The sequence below is a fragment of the Actinosynnema sp. NPDC091369 genome, from assembly GCF_044757065.1.
Lineage (GTDB): Bacteria > Actinomycetota > Actinomycetes > Mycobacteriales > Pseudonocardiaceae > Actinosynnema.
Genome location: NZ_JBIVUG010000010.1, coordinates 120931 through 137445, shown reverse-complemented (window position 1 = coordinate 137445; position 16515 = coordinate 120931). Strand labels below are relative to the sequence as shown.

Below are 16515 nucleotides of genomic sequence, written 5' to 3'. Positions count from 1 at the left end.
ACCCACGGCAGGACAACCCGGCGTGGCGAACTATCGGCATGCCTCAGGACGGCCGGGCAGGGCGGCGTCAGCCAGGCGGTCCGGCAGGGAGGACGGGCGTCTCCGGCGGCGGCCGGGCAGGGCAGGGCGCAGCCGGGGCGTGCGGTGTGGGCGGCAAGTACGGTAGGCGTGCGCGGTGGGCGGAAGTGTGCGCCGGGTACGAGGGCTGTGTCGGTTAGGCGTGCCGGACCGCGTCAGCGTCGGTGAGGCCGAGGATGTGGATGGCTTGATGACGCATCTCGACCTTGCGGACCTTGCCGGTGACGGTCATCGGGAACTCGTCCACCACGTGGACGTAGCGGGGGATCTTCTGGTGGGCCAGCTTGCCGGCGCAGAACGAGCGCAGCGACTCGGCGGTCAGTGGTTCGGCGCCGGGGCGCATCCTGACCCAGGCCATCAGCTCCTCGCCGTACTTCGCGTCCGGCACGCCGACGACCTGCGCGTCCAGCACATCGGGGTGGGTGTAGAGGAATTCCTCGATCTCGCGCGGGTAGAGGTTCTCGCCGCCGCGGATCACCATGTCCTTGATCCGGCCGGTGATGTTGACGTAGCCCTCGTCGTCCATGACGGCGAGGTCGCCGGTGTGCATCCAGCGGGCGGCGTCGATGGCCTCGGCGGTCTTGTCGGGCCGCTCCCAGTAGCCCAGCATCACCGAGTACCCGCGCGTGCACAGCTCACCGGGTGTGCCGCGGGGCACGGTGCGGCCGGTGTCCGGGTCGACCACCTTGACCTCCAGGTGCGGCCCGACCCGGCCGACGGTGGACACCCGCCGGTCCAGCGAGTCGTCCCGGCGGGTCTGGGTGGACACCGGCGAGGTCTCGGTCATGCCGTAGCAGATCGACACCTCGGCATCCCCATCCGCTCCACGACCTGCTTCATCACCTCGACCGGGCACGGTGAGCCGGCCATGATCCCGGTGCGCAGCGACGACAGGTCGTAGGAGTCGAAGTCGTCCTCGGCGAGTTCGGCGATGAACATCGTCGGCACGCCGTACAGCGACGTGCACCGCTCCTCCGCCACCGCGCGCAACGTGGCGGCGGGCTCGAACGCCGGCGCCGGGATCACCACGCACGCCCCGTGCGACGTGGCCGCCAGGTTGCCCATGACCATTCCGAAGCAGTGGTAGAACGGCACCGGAACGCAGATCCGGTCGTCCGCCGCGTACCCGAGCAGCTCGCCGACGAAGAAGCCGTTGTTGAGGATGTTGTGGTGCGACAGGGTCGCACCCTTGGGGAACCCGGTGGTCCCCGACGTGTACTGGATGTTGATCGGGTCGTCCGCGGACAGCTCGGGCCACTCGGGCAACGCCTCCGCGTGCAGGTCCGTCCACTCCGGACTGTCGAACAGCACCACCTGGCGCAGCGCGGCGCACCGGGGCCGGACCTCGGAGATCATCCCGGCGTAGTCGGAGGTCTTGAACGACGCGGCGGCGAACAGCGTGCGCACGCCCGACTGGTTGAGCACGTACTCCAGCTCGTGCACCCGGTACGCGGGGTTGATGTTGACCAGGACCGCCCCGATCCGCGCGGTCGCGTACTGGACCACGACCCACTCGGCGCGGTTGGGCGACCAGATGCCGGCGCGGTCGCCCACCTCGACGCCGGACGCCACCAGCCCGGCCGCGACCGAGTCGACCTCGGCGGCGAGCTCGCGGTAGGTCCACCGGCGGCCGGACGGGCGGTCGACCAACGCTTCCCGGTCGCCGTGCGCGGCCACCGCGCGGTCGAAGTTCGCGCCGATCGTGTCGCCCAACAGCGGCACGTCGGAGGTCCCCGAGGAGTAGCTGAGCTGCGCCATCACGGCAACCTACCGCAGCCTGCAACCCCCTCACCAGCGACAACGCTATTCGTGCTTGCCCGCCGCCGACCTACCGACACAATCGTCGTCATGCGAACCATCGGGTTGATCGGCGGGATGAGCTGGGAATCGTCCGCCGAGTACTACCGGCTGCTCAACGAGGAGACGCGGCGCCGGCTCGGCGGTCACCACTGCGCCCCCAGCCTGCTGCTGACCGTCGACTTCGCCGAGATCGAGGAGTTGCAGCGGACCGGGCAGTGGGAGCGCTCGGGCGAGCTGCTGGCCGAGGCCGCGCGCAAGCTCGAAGGCGCGGGCGCCGAGCTGGTGCTCTTGTGCACCAACACCATGCACAAGGTGGCCGACGCGATCACGGACGCCGTCAAGGTGCCGTTCGTGCACATCGTGGACGCCACCGCGCGGAGGCTGACCGACTACCGCAGGGTCGGTCTGCTGGGCACCCGGTTCACCATGGAGCAGGACTTCTACCGCGACCGGATGCGCGCGCACGGCATCGAGCTGGTCGTGCCGGACGAGCCGGACCGCACGCTGGTGCACGACGTGATCTACCAGGAGCTGACCCGCAACAGGGTCGAGCCCGCGTCACGCGCCGCCTACCGGGACGTGATGGCACGGCTGGTCGAACGGGGCGCGGAGGCGGTGATCCTGGGCTGCACCGAGATCACGCTGCTGGTCGACCAGTCCGACAGCACGGTGCCGCTGGTCGACTCCACCCGCATCCACGTGGAGACCGGCGTCGACCTCGCGCTGGCCTAGCACCCCGCGCGTTTCCCCTTGTCAGGGTTTTCCCTGAGGCCGGGCACGGCCGCGTGCGGCAGAGTGGACGCCATGGAGCTGACCCCGCGCGGCCTGTTCGACCTGGCCAGGACGACCGTCGAGACCGCCGTGTCCGTGCCCGGCCGCGTGCTGGACCTGTTGGGCGCGGCGGAGGCCGTGGTGCGCCGCGCCGACGAGATGGTGTCCCGCACCGAGCGGGTGCTGGACGAGACCGAGTCGTTGGTGGGGCGGGCCAAGGCGGTCACGGCGGCGGCCGAGGGCGTCACGACCGACGTGGGGCGCACCGCCCGCGTGTCGCGGGAGCTGCTCGACTCCTACGCGCCGATCGCGCAGAAGGCGCAGCCGCTGGCGCAGCGGTTCGTGGACGACCTGTCGCCGCACGAGGTGGACGCCGCCGTGCAGCTGGTGGACCAGTTGCCGGTGCTGACCAAGCACCTGATCGACGACGTGCTGCCGATCCTGGCCACGCTGGACCGCGTCGGCCCCGACATCCACCAGCTGCTGGAGGTCACCAACGACGTCCGGCAGGCGATCCTGGGCATCCCCGGGTTCACCTTCATGCGCCGCCGCGGCGAGGCCAAGGAAGACGACTAGAGCCCCCGAAGACAATGTCCGGCACATTATTTGTCGGATATCGCGGGTTTTCCGCACCGCCCTTGCCGCTGGTCCGCGCACCTCATTAACTTCCGTCGAGTCGGCACATTTCCGGCAGATTTCGAGGAAGGAACACCCGTGAGGTTGAAGACAATACTGGGCGCGGGCGTGACGTCCGGGCTCGTCGTGGCCGGTCTGCTCGCCGGCGTCGGCAGCGGCTCGGCGGCGCCCGTCCAGGTCGACAAGACGCTGACGTTCACCTGCCCGTTCCCGCTGATCGGCAACCAGGTGCTGTCGACCCGCATCCGGGCCACGATCGACGCGCCGGCCACCGTCGGCGGCGAGTTGAAGACGACGGACTTCTCCGCGACGGTCACCGTGCCGCCGACCGCCACGCAGGGCCTGACCCTGGTCGGCGCCGCGACGGTGGAGGGCTCGGCCGAGGCGGGCGTGACGCTGGACAACGCCGGCAGCAAGCTCGACATCAAGATCCCCGGCCTGACCGTGCCGAAGACCCCGGTGCCCGCCGAGGGCGCGTTCGACGTGGTCGCGAGCGGCCCGGTGCCGACGGCGGTGATCCCCAAGGCGGGCACGACGACGGTGACGGTCGGCAACTACAGCACGACCTTGACCCCGAAGAAGGCCGACGGCACGGAGACCGGTCTGGGCACGTTCACGTCCAACTGCGTGCTCGACCCGGGCCAGGACCCGACGCTGATCCGGTTCGACGTGTCGGGCGGCGGCGGCCCGACCACGACGACCACCACCAGCACGACCACCACCACGACGACGACGACGACCAGCACGACCACGCCCACGACCACGACGACCACCCAGCCGCCCGGCGGCATCAAGTACGCCTACTCGCTCGACGGCACCTCGACGATCAAGAAGCTGGGCGGCGCGGTCGCGCTCGGGCCCGGCAGCCTGAACGCCGACCTGGAGCTGGCGACCGGCCGGTTCACCGGTGACCTGGTGCTGCCGCCGACCTCGGGCAAGTTCAGCCTGTTCGGGTTCGTGCCGGTGGAGTCGAAGATCGAGTTCGTGCCGGAGGGCAAGACGACCGGCACGCTCACCGCCGGCGCGGTGAAGTCGAGCTCGAAGGTCACCATCAAGCTGCCGTCGGTCACCGCGTTCGGCATCCCGATCAGCAACGACCCGAACTGCCGCACCAGCACGCCCGCCGACATCGCCCTCACCTCGGCGGCGGGCTTCGACCCGCTCAAGGGCGGCAGGCTGACGGGCACGTACGAGATCCCGGCGCTGACCGGCTGCGGCCCGCTCAACGACCTGGTCAGCGGTTTCGCCGCAGGTCCGGGCAACACGATCGCCCTGGCGCTCACCGCGAAGACCGCGTAGCGGACCGGGCGAGCACCCCGAACACCACTGGAGACCGCCGCGTCCGACCGCGGCGGTCTCCTGCTGCTCCGGGCCTCAGCAGTTCGACGTCGCCGGGCGGCCCGCGATCCGGTCCGCCGTGAACGCCTGCGCCGCCGCGCTGCCCGTGTGCACGGCGGTGATGTGGTCGGTGGCGTAGGTCCGCCAGTCGACCTGCACGCCCAGTCCGCAGTACGCGTCGCGCAACGCCTTGGCCTGCGTGAAGTCCACCAGGTCGTCCCCGGTGGCGTGGTAGGCGTGCACCGGCACGCGGATGGCCGTGCCGCCGAGCTTGTTCTCCGCCACCCGGGCGAGCCACGGCGGCGTGAGCACCGGGCTGGACGTCGTGTAGTCGGCCAGCCGGCGGCCCTGGTAGTCGACCAGGAGCTCCAACGTGCACGCCTCGCGCTGCATGCGGGCGAACTCGGCGCGGCCCGCGTCGTTGAGGTAGTCCTCCAGGTCCAGCTCGGGGTAGGCGTGGTCCAGCCCGATCAGCGAGTACGCGAGCAGGCCGAAGCCCTTGCGGCCGTCCAGCGGCAGGGCGACCTGCACGAGGTCCGCGGGCACGCCGCCGCCGACCACGCCCACCAGGTTCAGCTCGGGTGCGTACTGCGGCTGCAACTGCCCGGCCCACATCGCCGCGCCGCCGCCCTGCGAGTAGCCGCGGAACACGACCTTCGCGTCACGCGACAGCCGGGCGTCCGGCAGCCGTTGCGCGGCCCGGACCACGTCGATCACCGCGTGCCCCTCGGACCGGCCGGTGACGTAGGTGGTCCGGGGGTCGGGCCGGTAGCCCTCGTAGTCGGTGATGGCCACGGCGTAGCCGGCGCGCAGCAGGTCGTTGACGGCAGGCTGCTCGTACAGGGCCCCGATGCGCACCATCTCCGACGGGGCGCAGCGGAACGCCGGGCCGTGCGTGCCCACGGCGAACGCGACCACCGGCGCGGTGGCGGGGTCCGCCGACGCGGGCACGAGCACCGTGCCGGTGACCGCGTCGGGCTGCCCCAGCGCGTCGGTCGACCGGTACATGACCTGCCAGGCCCGCACGGTCGAGCCCAGCGCGCCCGCCTGCGACGGCCGGTAGCGGATGAGGTCGCCTGCCGCACCGGCGGGCAGCGGGCTGGGCGGCACGTAGAACGAGTCGTCGGCCACCGCCGAGGGACCGAGCGCCGTCACGGTGGCGGCCAGCACCACCCCGACCGCCGTTAACGAGAATATTTTTCGCAAACCCGCACCTCCCGGTAAATGTGACAAAGACAATGCACACTGCATTAATCCCGGTCGACCAGTCCAGGCCGCGCGGCCGATTTATCACCCCCATGCGTGTTTCCGGACCGGAAATTGTGATGGTCCTACAACCACCTGGATCACTCGAAAGAGTGAATGCATCCAGGTATCCGGAACACTATTTGACACACCAACGCGAGTGCTTTTACGGTCAGCCGGGCGGAGTCCCACCGGCGGTGCTTCGCCCAGGCGGAGGGGCAGCATGACGATCCCACTCGACGGCGGGTTGGTGCGGCAGCGGACGGCCCCCGGGGCCGAGCGAGGCGAGTACAGCGCGGCGCGCCAACTCTGGTCCAGCATCCCCGGCGAGCTGGCGGAGAAGATGGCGCCGCTGTCCGGCGCCATGGTGCGCGACGTGATCCGGGAGATCCGCCGGGCGGTGCCCGCGTACGCGCAGCCGCTGGAGGGCAAGTTCCGCGAGGTGCTCGTGGGCGCGGTCGAGATGGCGATCGTGAAGTGCTTCGACACCATCGCCAACCCCGACGCGGCGCAGGCCGACTGGCAGGCCGTGCTGCGCTACAGCGGGCGGATGGAGTACCTCGAAGGCCGCACGATGGACTCGTTGCAGACCGCGGTGCGGGTCGGCGCCCGGGTCGTGTGGCGGCACCTGAGCGAGCACGGGCGCGCGATGGGCGTGGCCACCGACACCCTGTTCGTGGTGGCCGACGCGATCTTCGCGTGGGTGGACGAGCTGTGCCGGGTGGCCATCGAGGGCTACTCGGAGGCGCAGGCCAACGCGAGCGGCGCGCTGGAGCGCAGGCGGCGGCAGCTGCTCAAGCTGGTGCTGGCCGAGCAGCCGCCGTCGCCGCAGTCGCTCGCCGACCTGGCCGGGACGACGGACTGGCCGCTGCCGGAACGGGTCGCGGTGGTGGCGCTGGAGTACCGGGAGGACCAGCACCAGCTCCCCTCGGTGACGCTGGGCCGTGACGTGCTGGTCGACCTGGAGAGCTCCACGCCGTGCCTGGTGGTGGCCAACCCGGCCGGGCGGCTGCGGCCGGAGCTGCGCGGGCGGCGCGGCGCGGTGGGGCCGACGGTGCCGTTGGCGCAGGCTCGGCAGTCGCTGGCCTGCGCGCGGCGCGCCCTGGGGTTGGTGCGCCGCGGGTTGCTGCCCGCGGCGCCGGTCACGTGGTGCGACGACCACCTGGCCACGCTCGCGCTGCTGTCCGACGAGTTCCTGGTGGGTCAGCTCAGCAGGCGGGCGCTGGCGGCGTTCGCCGGGTTGACGGTCAAGCAGCGGGAACGGCTGGAGACCACGTTGCTGGCCTGGCTGGAGACCCGCGGTGGCATCGGCGAGATCGCGAACCGGCTCGACGTGCACCCGCAGACCGTGCGCTACCGGATGCACCAGCTCGAAGAGCTGCTGGGCGACCGGCTGGCCGACCCCGACGAGCGCCTCACGCTGGAGATCGCGCTGCGCGCCCGCCGGTTGCTCAGCCGGGCCCGTGACGTTCAGCAGGTGCCGCGGGCGGGAACGCCCGCGAAGCGCGCCTCCAACCAGGCGAACGCCTCCGGGTAGGCCGCGACCATGGCCGCCGCGTGCGTCGGCACGAGCGAGGTGCTGAACCTGACGTTCGCACCCAGGGCGCACCACCGCCGCACCATGTCCGCGCCCTGCGCGTACGGCACGATGTCGTCCAGCGCGCTGTGCACCACCAGCACCGGTGCACCGGGCTTGCGCACGCCGATCCGCTGCTCCTCCACCCGCGAGGCGTACGGCTCCTCGTCCAGGTACGCGGACAGCGGCCGGCCGTCGGCGGTGAGGTCGACCGACTTGCGGAACGCGTGCGCGAGCAGCGCTTCGGCCGTGCACTGGTGCTCGACCTGGGCCAGCAGCTCGCGGCCCGCGTCGTTCAGCACGCCCGGGATGTCGAGCTCCGGGTACGCGGCGTCCAGGCTGAGCAGCGAGTAGCCCAGGAACCCGGCCGCGTAGTGGCCGTCCAGGTTCCGCGCCACCGCGCCGAGGTCGGCCGGCGGCGCGCCCGCGTACGCGCCCTTCAGCTTCAGCTCGGGCGCGTAGCCCGGGTACAGCTCGACGGCCGCCGCGGACGCGCCGCCGCCCTGCGAGTACCCGGCGGTGGCCACCGGCCCGTCGTCGGGCAGGTTCGCCTCGGGCAGCCGTTGCGCGGCGCGGACCGCGTCCAGCACCGCGTGGCCCTCGGCGGCGCGGTTGACGTAGGTGTGCATGCCGGGCGTGCCCAGGCCCTCGTAGTCGGTGACGACGACGCCGTAGCCGCGGGTCAGCAGACCGGCCAGGAACGGGCCCTCGTACTCGCTGCCCATGGCCATCTGCCGGGACGGCGCGCAGTCGTCGCCGACGCCCTGCGTCCCGGGCGCGTACCCGACGATCGGCCGCGGACCCGGTCCGGTCCACGGCGCGTGCGGGGTGAGCACGGTGCCGCTGACGTCGATCGGCCGGTCGTGCGCGTCCGTGCTGCGGTACAGGACGCGGTGCGCGGTGGCGGGCGCGCGCAGCAGCTTGGCCGGGTCGAGGAAGAAGTCGGCGGGTTCGGACCGCAGCACGTCGCCGTTGGCCGGCGCGGACGTCGTGTCGTGGTGGGAGATCTGGGCGGTGGCGTCGGCGGTGCCGGCGACCACCAGGACCGCGGTGAGCACGGCGGCCCACCCCCGGTTCACGCGCATGGGCTGCTCCTCGTCGAGCGCGGGCGAAGACCGCCGAACTGTTGCGCGGCCGGTTCTCGCAGGTCAAGCGCCCTGCGAGTTCTTGTCACCCGAGCGCAAAGACGGCCGGGCGAATTGCGCGCACGTGCTATCCGCAGCCGACGGGAGCGGTCTCACCGGACGGCGTCGAGGAGGATGGCGCGCACCGATCCCATGCCGTACCGGTCGACGTCGCTGGAGATCGCCGCGACCTCGCGCAGGATCGGGTCGACGTCCACGCCCGCCGCCCGCGCCTCGTCGCACAACGCCCGCAGCACCATCAGCTCGTCCCGCGTGTCCGCGCCCTGGTCGCGCACCGAGAGCAGCACCAACGCGGACCGCACCCCTTCCGGCGTGATGGGGAACCGCAGGTGCACGGCCCAGCGGAACGACGTGTACCGGTCGAACAACGCGCGCAACCCCGGCCGCGACGCCTCGTCCGCCGCGTACCGGTCGAGGACCTCGGTGAGCACGGCCTCCGCCTCCGAACGCACGCCGGCGCGCTCCAACGGGTGCGGCACCCCGCGCAGCTCGGCCATCCAGTCGGGGTCGGACAGGTCCACCGGCGCCTTGGCGACGGGTTCCAGGACGGCGTCGAGCAGCGCGACGTCCTCCTCGATGGCGGCCAGGTCCCTCGTCATGAAGCGGATCGTAGGCGGGTGTCCTCCTGGGCGGTTCCCGTTCGTCGTAGTGGTGGAATGCACCTGACGACGGGAGTGACCGATGAAGTACATGCTGCTGATCTGCGTCGACGACACCATCGAGCCCACCGAGGGCGACCCCACGATCGAGCAGTGGCTCGCCGAGGTCGGGGACAGGCGGCTGGACGGCTCGCAGTTGCGGTCGGCGCAGGACGCCACGACCGTGCGCACGCGGGGTGACGAGGTGCTGCTGACCGACGGGCCGTTCGCCGAGACGAAGGAGCAGATCGTGGGCTACGACGTCGTCGACTGCGCCGACCTGGACGAGGCGATCCGGATCGCGTCGCGGCACCCGTGCGCGCGGTTCGGCTCCGTCGAGGTCCGGCCGTTCCACGTCGGATGACGGTCGACGCGGAGGTCTCGGCGCTGTTCCGGGCCGAGCGGGGGCGGATCGTGGCGACGCTGATCCGCCTCACCGGCGATTGGGATTTGGCCGAGGAGTGCGTGCAGGACGCCTTCGCGCGGGCGCTGGAGTGCTGGCCGCGCGAGGGCGTCCCCCTGCGTCCCGGCGGGTGGCTCACCACGACCGCCCGCAACCGCGCGCTGGACCGGTTGCGGCGCGCAGGGGTGGAGGCGGCGAAACTGCGGGAGGTGGCGGCGATGCCGGACGACACGTCCACCGAGGGCTGGGACGTCGAGGACGACGGCATCGGCGACGACCTGCTGCGGCTGATCTTCACGTGCTGCCACCCGGCGTTGACGCTGGAGGCGCGGGTCGCGCTGACCCTGCGCACGGTCGCCGGCCTGACCACGGCGGAGATCGCGCGGGCGTTCCTGGTGCCGGAGGCGACGATGACCAAGCGGCTGGTGCGGGCGCGGCAGAAGATCCGCAACGCCCGCATCCCGTACCGCGTGCCGCCCGCCCACCTGCTGCCGGAGCGGACGGTCGGCGTGCTGGCCGTGCTGTACCTGCTGTTCAACGAGGGTTACGCGGCGGGCGGCGGCGGGGAGCTGCTGCGGCGGGAGCTGTGCGCGCAGGCCATCCGGCTGGCGCGCACCCTGGTCGCGCTGATGCCCGACGAGCCGGAGGCGGTGGGCCTGCTCGCGCTGATGTCGGTGCAGGACTCGCGCCGGGACGCGCGGTTCGACCCGGCGGGCGACCTGGTGCCGCTGGACCGGCAGGACCGCTCGCGCTGGGACCGCGCGCAGGTCGAGGAGGGCGTGGCGCTGCTGGACGCGGCGCTGCGGCGCGGCCGGCCGGGGCCGTACCAGGTCCAGGCCGCCATCGCGGCCTGCCACGCCACCGCGGTCCGGGCGGAGGACACGGACTGGCCGCAGATCGCCCTGCTCTACGGGGAACTGCTCAAGCTGGTGCCGTCGCCGGTCGTGCGGCTGAACCGGGCGGTGGCCGTGGCGATGGTGGACGGGCCGGCGGCCGGCCTCGCCCTGGTGGACGACCTGGCCGACGAGATCACCGGCCACCTGCTCCCGGCCACCCGGGCGGACCTCCTGCGCCGCCTGGGCCGGGAACCGGAGGCGCGGGCCGCCTACGAACGCGCGCGCGACCTGGCCCCGACCGACGCCGAACGGCGGCACCTCACCCGCCTGATCACCGCCCTGCCGGGATGAGCTCGTCGTCCTCGGCGCAGTGGTCCCGCGGTTCCAGCAGGTGGATCGCGGGCCCCGACCGCAGCACGGTCAGGCACAGCTCGGGCGGCAGCGGCAGCAGGTCGGGCCGCGGCCCGGCGGTCGGGCCCGACACGGCGGGGTCCGGCGTCGTCGGCGCGGCGCAGGACCACGGCGGAGACCACCAGCGCGGCCAAGACGACGGCGGGCTCCGCCGCGGGCAAGCCGCCCCCGGTCAGAACCGCAGGTTCACCAGGTAGTCGTAACCGACCCGCGCGGTGACGAGGGCGTCGCGCGGCTGGTCGTTCTCCACGATGTACTCGGTCACGTTGGTGGCGCGGAAGATCGACGCGAAGTCGATCGTGCCCGTGCCGAGGTCGGCGAACGACCCGTCGGCCGCCCGGTCCTTGACGTGGAACTGCCGCACGCGCGGGAAGTTCGCCCGGTACAGGGCGACCGGGTCCACGCCGCCCGTCACCGCCCAGTACAGGTCCAGCTCCAGGTGCACGTTGCGCCGCGTCGTCCCCGCCGTGATCACGTCGAACGGACGCGTGCCCTCCACCGCGGCGAACTCGTGCGCGTGGTTGTGGTAGCCCAGGCTCAGCCCCGCGCGCCGCAGCTTGTCCCCCGCCGCCTCCAGCCGGGTGGCGAACGCCCGCCACTCGGCCAACGTCGCGTAGTTCACCCACGGCACCACGACGTACTTGTGCCCGAGCGTGCGCGCGTCGGCGATGAGCTGGTCGAGGTCGCCGTCGATGCCGGCGTGGCTGGACGTGGCCCGCAGCCCGGTGCGCCGCAGCACGGCCGCGAACTCGGCGGCGCTGCGCCCGTACGTGCCGGCCAGCTCGACCTTGCGGTAGCCGATGTCGGCCAGCGCCGACAGCACGGGCTCGGGGTCGTCACCCATGATGTCCCGCAGGGTGTAGAGCTGGATGCTGATCGACTCCTCGGGCACCCGGCGGCACGGTCGGTCGGGCGAGGCCGCGCCCGCCGTGGCGGGCAGGGCGACGGCCGCGCCGGTGGCGAGGGCGGTGCTGAGGAACGTGCGGCGGGACGGCATGGGTGTCTCCTCGGTCATCGGGACAGCTCCTTGATGCGGACATTGCGGAACCACACGTCGTCGCCGTCACCGTGGTTCTGCAGGCCGACGTGCCCGCTGGTGAGGTCGCGCGCGGGGTCGGTGCTGGTGAAGTCGTTGACCAGCACCCCGTTGAGGAACACGCGGATGCGCTGCCCCCGCACGACGATCTCGTAGGCGTTCCACTCCCCCGGCGGCTTGAGCGCCGCGTCCCGGGCGGGGATGTCGGCCGACTGGAACGAGTAGATGGCGCCGGTGGTGCGGTCCGGCGCGTCGGTCGCGTCGATCTGCACCTCGTAGCCCTGGTTCACCGCCACCCACGGGTCCGCGCCGGGGTCGGGGAAGCCGACGAACACGCCGGAGTTGTCGTCGCCCGCCACCTTCCAGTCGAACTTGAGGCTGTAGGCGGAGAACTCCTCCTCGAACCACAGCAGCCCGAGCCCGCCTTCGGTGCGCAGCGCGCAGTCCTCCTCCACGAACCGGCCCGGACCGGCCTGCCGCCACCCGGTCACGCCCGTGCCGTCGTAGAGGCTGCGGTACCCCGCCTCCGGCTTGGTGGGCTTGCACGCGCCGGCCTGCTTGTAGCGCAGGTGCCGGATCGTGTCGACGTCGAACAGCGCCCCCGGACCGCCCTTGAACACCAGGTAGAGGTCGTGCACGCCGGTCAGGCGCACCTCCTGCGGCGCGATGTCGAGGTAGAAGTCCCAGCTCCCGGTCACCGGCACGGTCACCGGCGCGTGCACCACCGGGCCGGTCGGCGAGTCGGCGTGCGCCTCCAGCGTGCCGCCGACACCGCCGGACGAGATCCGGTAGCCGATGCCCGCGGTCTTCGACAGGTCGACGTCCGCATAGGACACCCAGTCGCCGTCGTTGATCTCGCCGACCCGCTTGCCGCCCTGCGCGGTCTCGCGGTCGTACACCGCGACGCCCTGCTGCCCGCTCAACGCCTCCGCGGGCACGTCGACCGCGGCGACCGTCCCGGCACCGCGGAACGTGATCGTGTCGAGGTCCAGCAACGCGCCCCGGCCGCCGCGGAACACGAAGTACAGCCGGTGCGTGCCGCCGGGGTCGGTGATCGCCGCAGGTGGCAGGTCGGCGTAGACGCGCCAGTCGCCCGTGCTCCGGACCCGGGTGCTCGACACGAGCGGGCCGGTCGGCGAGTCGACGCGCGCTTCGATCGTGCCGCCCTCCGTGGCCGAGGAGACCCGGTAGCCGATGCCCGTGACGCCGGCCAGCGACACGCCGTCGAACGCGATCCAGTCGCGGTCGTGGACGTTGCCGACCTGCCGGCCGCCCTGCGCCTCCTCGGCCCGGACCACCGAGGTGCCCCGCTGCGCGGAGTAGGACTCGGCGGGCGTGTGCCGCACCGGTTCCCAGGACGGCGGGGCCGCGCCGGCGGAGAACCGGACCGCGTCCACGTCGAACAGGCTGCCGGAGCCCCGGAACACCAGGAACAGCCGGTGCGTGCCGCCGGGGTCGGTGATCGGCGACGGCGCGAGCTCGACGTAGTTGTCCCAGCCGCCGGTCGACGGCACGGGCTGCTGCTGCACCAGCGGGCCGGTCGGCGAGTCGACGCGCACCTCGATCGTGCCGCCGCTCCCGCCGGACGACACCCGGTAGCCGATCGCCGCGACACCGCCGAGGTTGACCGGGTCGAACGCGATCCAGTCGCCGTCGTCGACGTACCCGACGCGCTTGTCACCCTCGGCCGTGCCGGTCTCGACCACCTGCACGCCCTGCATGGTGGTGAAGTACTCGGCCTGCTTGGCCCGCGGTTGCAGGATCGCCTCGGCCTCGCCGGTCAGCGCGGGCGCGCCCGGCGCGCCGTTGTCGGTGTAGGAGGCGTTGATGACGCCGAAGATGTTGGCGTCCAGGCCGTGCCCGCCGTCGGACGGCGTCGGCAGCACGCCCTCGCAGCCGGTGGCGCGGGTGAGCGGGTGGCCGTGGCTGTCGTGGCCGAGGATGTACTCCACGGTGACCTTCGCGCAGTCGACCTGCCCGTCCTCCGGGTCGGTGACCGTGACGGAGAACGGCACCTCGTCGCCGAAGCTGAACACCCGGCCGTCGGCGGGCGCGGTGAGCACCACCACGGGCGCGGTGTTGCCGACGTTGACCACGGCGCTGGCCGAGCCGACCAGGCCGGTCGGGTCGGTGACGGACAGCTTGGCGGTGAACTGGCCGACCGCGGTGTAGGTGTGGGTGACCGGTCCGGCCGTGGTGTCGTCGGTGGTGCCGTCGCCGTCGAAGTCCCACGCGTAGGTCAGCGGGTCGCCGTCCTCGTCGGCCGTGCCGCCGGGGTCGAACCGCACGGTCAGCGGCGCCGGACCGGAGGTCTTGTCGGCGGCCAGCTTGGCGACCGGCGTATGGCGTCCCCTGGCGTAGTCGATGCGGTAGACCGCCGAGTCCTCCGCGCCGCCGAAGTAGCCGCTGCCGTAGTCCAGCACGTACAGCGACCCGTCCGGGCCGAACTCCAGGTTCATCGGCCGGGTCAGGGTCATCGAGTCGAAGAACGGGCTGATCGCGCCGCGCTCGCCGGCCGGGCCGACGTCGATCGTCTTGATCCAGCCGCGGTCCCACTCGTAGGCGAACGTCCGGCCGTCGAAGAACTCCGGGAACTTGGTCGGGCTGTCCAGGTCCGGGTCGAAGTGGTAGGTGGGGCCGCCCATCGGCGACTCGCCGCCGCCGCCGAACTCGGGCACGGACCCGCCGTCGTAGGGGATCCACGCGCGCTGCACGGGCGGCAGGTCGACGAGGCCGGTGTTGTGCGGGCTGGTGTTCTTGGGCGCGCCGCAGTCGAACGCGCCGCCGGACGTGCCGGTGGCGAAGTCGTAGTCGACGTAGGGGACGTTGTCGCCGACGCAGTAGGGCCAGCCGTAGTTGCCGGGCGCCTTGACCAGGTTGAACTCGACGCTGCCGCCGGGGCCGCGGGCCGGGTTCGCCGCGCCCGCGTCCGGGCCGTAGTCGCCGAGGTGGATCCAGCCGGTGGCCTTGTCCACGGCGAAGCGGAACGGGTTGCGGAAGCCCATGGCGTAGATCTCGGCGCGGGTCTTGTCCGTGCCGGGCGCGAACAGGTTGCCCTCCGGGACGGTGTACGTGCCGTCGTCCTGGACCTTGATCCGCAGCACCTTGCCGCGCAGGTCGTTGGTGTTGGCCGAGGAGCGCTGCGCGTCGAACGCCGGGTTGCGCTCCGCGCGTTCGTCGATGGGGCTGTAGCCGTCGGAGGCGAACGGGTTGGTGTCGTCGCCGGTGGACAGGTACAGGTTGCCCTGCGCGTCGAAGTCGATCTCGCCGCCCGCGTGGCAGCACAGGCCGCGGTCGGCGGGCACCTGGAGGATGCGCTGCTCGCTGGCCAGGTCCAGCACGCCGTCGGTGGTCAGCTTGAAGCGGGACAGCTGGTTGTGGCCCTTGAACCGCTCGAAGTCCGCGGCGGTCCCGTTCTCCGGCGCGTCACCGGCCGGGGTGTCCAGCGGTGGCGCGTAGTACAGGTAGAGCCAGCGGTTGTTCGCGAAGTCCGGGTCCGCCGCCACGCCCTGCAACCCGTCCTCGTCGTGGTTGTAGACGGGGACGCGGCCGGCGAGCGTGGTCGTCGCCTCCGGGCTGGTGAGCCAGACCCGGCCGTCGCGGGAGGTGTGCACGACCTCGCGGTCCGGCAGCACGGCCAGCGCGATCGGCTCGCCGGTCTTCTCCTCGCCGAGCGCGAGCGTCACCTGGTCGAAGTCGCCGTCGGTCGGCGGCGCGTCCTCGGGTTCGCAGTCGGCGGGCGCGACGCCGAGCGCGTACCGCAGGCCGCCGAGCAGGTGGTCGCGGAACGCCGGGTCGGCGTAGGACTCCTTGGTGTGGCCCATTCCCGTGTACCAGGAGCGGCCCTGGCCCGGCGTGTGGCACCACGAGATCGGGTGGTCGCCGGACGGGTCGGTGGGCGTGTAGCTGGTCTCGTCCAGCGCGGCCAGCACCTTCACCCGCGACCGGGGGTTGGACTGGTAGGTGTACCACTCGTCGGTGCGGTGCCAGGTGTCCGGCAGGTGCGCGGTCGACGGGTGGTCGTGGTCCTCCACCACCACGTCGGCGGGCTGGATGGCCGGGTGGGACTTGAAGTACGAGCCGACCAGCCCGGCGTACCAGGGCCACGAGTACTCGGTGTCCGCGGCGGCGTGCACGCCCGCGTACCCGCCGCCGTTCTCGACGAACCGCTGGAACGCCTGCTGCTGGGCGTCGTCCAGGACGTCGCCGGTGGTGGACAGCCAGACGACGGCGTCGAACCGGGCGAGGTTGGTGTCGGTGAACGCGGCGGCGTCCTCGGTGGCCTCGACGGTGAAGCCGTTTGCCGCGCCGAGCTCGGTGATCGCGGCGATGCCGTCGGGGATCGAGTCGTGCCGGAAGCCCGCCGTCTTGGAGAAGACGAGGAGGTGTTCGCCGTCGGGGTGCGCCGTCGCGGGTGTCGCCACCAGGGTCATCGCGCCCAGGGCGGCGGTGAGCGCTAGCGCTACGGCGGTTCTGCGGGTGGGTCGGGGCGGGATTCCGAGCGTGCTTCGCTGACGTCGCACCGCTGTCTCCTCGGTCGCACAACGCTGGGCTGTGTGGTCCAGTTCACAAGGCTGAACGCGAGCGCCATTCTGTTCAGAT

12 protein-coding genes and 1 pseudogene are annotated in these 16515 nt (G+C 72.3%); 6 read left to right on the top strand and 7 right to left on the bottom strand.

Going from position 1 to position 16515, the window contains the following annotated elements; translation table 11 throughout:
• Positions 1 to 214: 214 nt before the first annotated feature.
• Positions 215 to 1836 (bottom strand): annotated as a pseudogene (locus ACIQMJ_RS30830) (AMP-binding protein).
• 90 nt (positions 1837 to 1926) lie between these two features.
• Here ACIQMJ_RS30830 and ACIQMJ_RS30825 point away from each other — a divergent pair.
• The 3 genes from ACIQMJ_RS30825 (at position 1927) to ACIQMJ_RS30815 (ending at position 4584) form a co-directional block, all read left to right on the top strand.
• Complete coding sequence (locus ACIQMJ_RS30825) at positions 1927 to 2610, top strand: aspartate/glutamate racemase family protein (RefSeq protein WP_499764513.1); 684 nt, start codon at positions 1927 to 1929, stop codon at positions 2608 to 2610.
• 72 nt (positions 2611 to 2682) lie between these two features.
• Positions 2683 to 3225: a hypothetical protein gene (locus ACIQMJ_RS30820; RefSeq protein ID WP_499764512.1), complete on the top strand. Its 543-nt coding sequence runs from the start codon at positions 2683 to 2685 to the stop codon at positions 3223 to 3225.
• Positions 3226 to 3363: 138 nt separating this feature from the next.
• Complete coding sequence (locus ACIQMJ_RS30815) at positions 3364 to 4584, top strand: DUF6801 domain-containing protein (RefSeq protein ID WP_499764511.1); 1221 nt, start codon at positions 3364 to 3366, stop codon at positions 4582 to 4584.
• A 75-nt stretch (positions 4585 to 4659) separates the two neighbouring features.
• On the opposite strand, the gene ACIQMJ_RS30810 is transcribed toward ACIQMJ_RS30815, so the two are convergent.
• Complete coding sequence (locus ACIQMJ_RS30810) at positions 4660 to 5874, bottom strand: lipase family protein (protein ID WP_499764510.1); 1215 nt, start codon at positions 5872 to 5874, stop codon at positions 4660 to 4662.
• Positions 5875 to 6091: 217 nt separating this feature from the next.
• Here ACIQMJ_RS30810 and ACIQMJ_RS30805 point away from each other — a divergent pair, with 217 nt between their 5' ends.
• Positions 6092 to 7405, top strand: coding sequence for a PucR family transcriptional regulator (locus ACIQMJ_RS30805; RefSeq protein WP_499764509.1), 1314 nt, complete (start codon positions 6092 to 6094; stop codon positions 7403 to 7405).
• On the opposite strand, the gene ACIQMJ_RS30800 is transcribed toward ACIQMJ_RS30805, so the two are convergent.
• Together ACIQMJ_RS30800 and ACIQMJ_RS30795 are read right to left on the bottom strand one after the other, a co-directional pair.
• A complete protein-coding gene (locus tag ACIQMJ_RS30800) occupies positions 7339 to 8529 on the bottom strand; it encodes a lipase family protein (RefSeq protein WP_499764508.1) in 1191 nt (396 codons plus the stop codon). The two genes, ACIQMJ_RS30805 and ACIQMJ_RS30800, sit on opposite strands and share 67 nt — an antisense overlap.
• A 152-nt stretch (positions 8530 to 8681) precedes the next feature.
• Entirely contained in the window at positions 8682 to 9188 is a 507-nt protein-coding gene (locus ACIQMJ_RS30795; protein ID WP_499764507.1) for a hypothetical protein, read from the bottom strand.
• 82 nt (positions 9189 to 9270) lie between these two features.
• Here ACIQMJ_RS30795 and ACIQMJ_RS30790 point away from each other — a divergent pair, with 82 nt between their 5' ends.
• Both ACIQMJ_RS30790 and ACIQMJ_RS30785 read left to right on the top strand, forming a co-directional pair.
• Positions 9271 to 9591, top strand: coding sequence for a YciI family protein (locus tag ACIQMJ_RS30790; protein ID WP_499764506.1), 321 nt, complete (start codon positions 9271 to 9273; stop codon positions 9589 to 9591).
• Complete coding sequence (locus ACIQMJ_RS30785) at positions 9588 to 10817, top strand: RNA polymerase sigma factor (protein WP_499764505.1); 1230 nt, start codon at positions 9588 to 9590, stop codon at positions 10815 to 10817. Before ACIQMJ_RS30790 ends, ACIQMJ_RS30785 begins: the two co-directional genes overlap by 4 nt.
• Here the strand turns inward: ACIQMJ_RS30785 and ACIQMJ_RS30780 are convergent.
• The 3 genes from ACIQMJ_RS30780 to ACIQMJ_RS30770 all read right to left on the bottom strand — a co-directional run bounded on the left by ACIQMJ_RS30780 (position 10798) and on the right by ACIQMJ_RS30770 (position 16346).
• Positions 10798 to 10950, bottom strand: coding sequence for a hypothetical protein (locus ACIQMJ_RS30780; RefSeq protein WP_499764504.1), 153 nt, complete (start codon positions 10948 to 10950; stop codon positions 10798 to 10800). The genes ACIQMJ_RS30785 and ACIQMJ_RS30780 overlap by 20 nt on opposite strands.
• Before the next feature lie 99 nt (positions 10951 to 11049).
• Positions 11050 to 11892, bottom strand: coding sequence for a TIM barrel protein (locus tag ACIQMJ_RS30775; protein WP_499764503.1), 843 nt, complete (start codon positions 11890 to 11892; stop codon positions 11050 to 11052).
• Positions 11889 to 16346: a carbohydrate-binding protein gene (locus tag ACIQMJ_RS30770; RefSeq protein WP_499764502.1), complete on the bottom strand. Its 4458-nt coding sequence runs from the start codon at positions 16344 to 16346 to the stop codon at positions 11889 to 11891. The genes ACIQMJ_RS30775 and ACIQMJ_RS30770 overlap by 4 nt, the downstream gene beginning before the upstream one ends.
• Positions 16347 to 16515 lie beyond the last annotated feature (169 nt).

What these genes read in the sequence shown, in the direction of transcription:
- ACIQMJ_RS30825 (WP_499764513.1), top strand. Translation starts at nt 1,927, where the DNA reads ATGCGAACCATCGGGTTGATCGGCGGGATGAGCTGGGAATCGTCCGCC.
- ACIQMJ_RS30820 (WP_499764512.1), top strand. Translation starts at nt 2,683, where the DNA reads ATGGAGCTGACCCCGCGCGGCCTGTTCGACCTGGCCAGGACGACCGTC.
- ACIQMJ_RS30810 (WP_499764510.1), bottom strand. Translation starts at nt 5,874, where the DNA reads ATGCAGTGTGCATTGTCTTTGTCACATTTACCGGGAGGTGCGGGTTTG.
- ACIQMJ_RS30805 (WP_499764509.1), top strand. Translation starts at nt 6,092, where the DNA reads ATGACGATCCCACTCGACGGCGGGTTGGTGCGGCAGCGGACGGCCCCC.
- ACIQMJ_RS30800 (WP_499764508.1), bottom strand. Translation starts at nt 8,529, where the DNA reads ATGCGCGTGAACCGGGGGTGGGCCGCCGTGCTCACCGCGGTCCTGGTG.
- ACIQMJ_RS30795 (WP_499764507.1), bottom strand. Translation starts at nt 9,188, where the DNA reads ATGACGAGGGACCTGGCCGCCATCGAGGAGGACGTCGCGCTGCTCGAC.
- ACIQMJ_RS30790 (WP_499764506.1), top strand. Translation starts at nt 9,271, where the DNA reads ATGAAGTACATGCTGCTGATCTGCGTCGACGACACCATCGAGCCCACC.
- ACIQMJ_RS30785 (WP_499764505.1), top strand. Translation starts at nt 9,588, where the DNA reads ATGACGGTCGACGCGGAGGTCTCGGCGCTGTTCCGGGCCGAGCGGGGG.
- ACIQMJ_RS30775 (WP_499764503.1), bottom strand. Translation starts at nt 11,892, where the DNA reads ATGACCGAGGAGACACCCATGCCGTCCCGCCGCACGTTCCTCAGCACC.
- ACIQMJ_RS30770 (WP_499764502.1), bottom strand. Translation starts at nt 16,346, where the DNA reads ATGACCCTGGTGGCGACACCCGCGACGGCGCACCCCGACGGCGAACAC.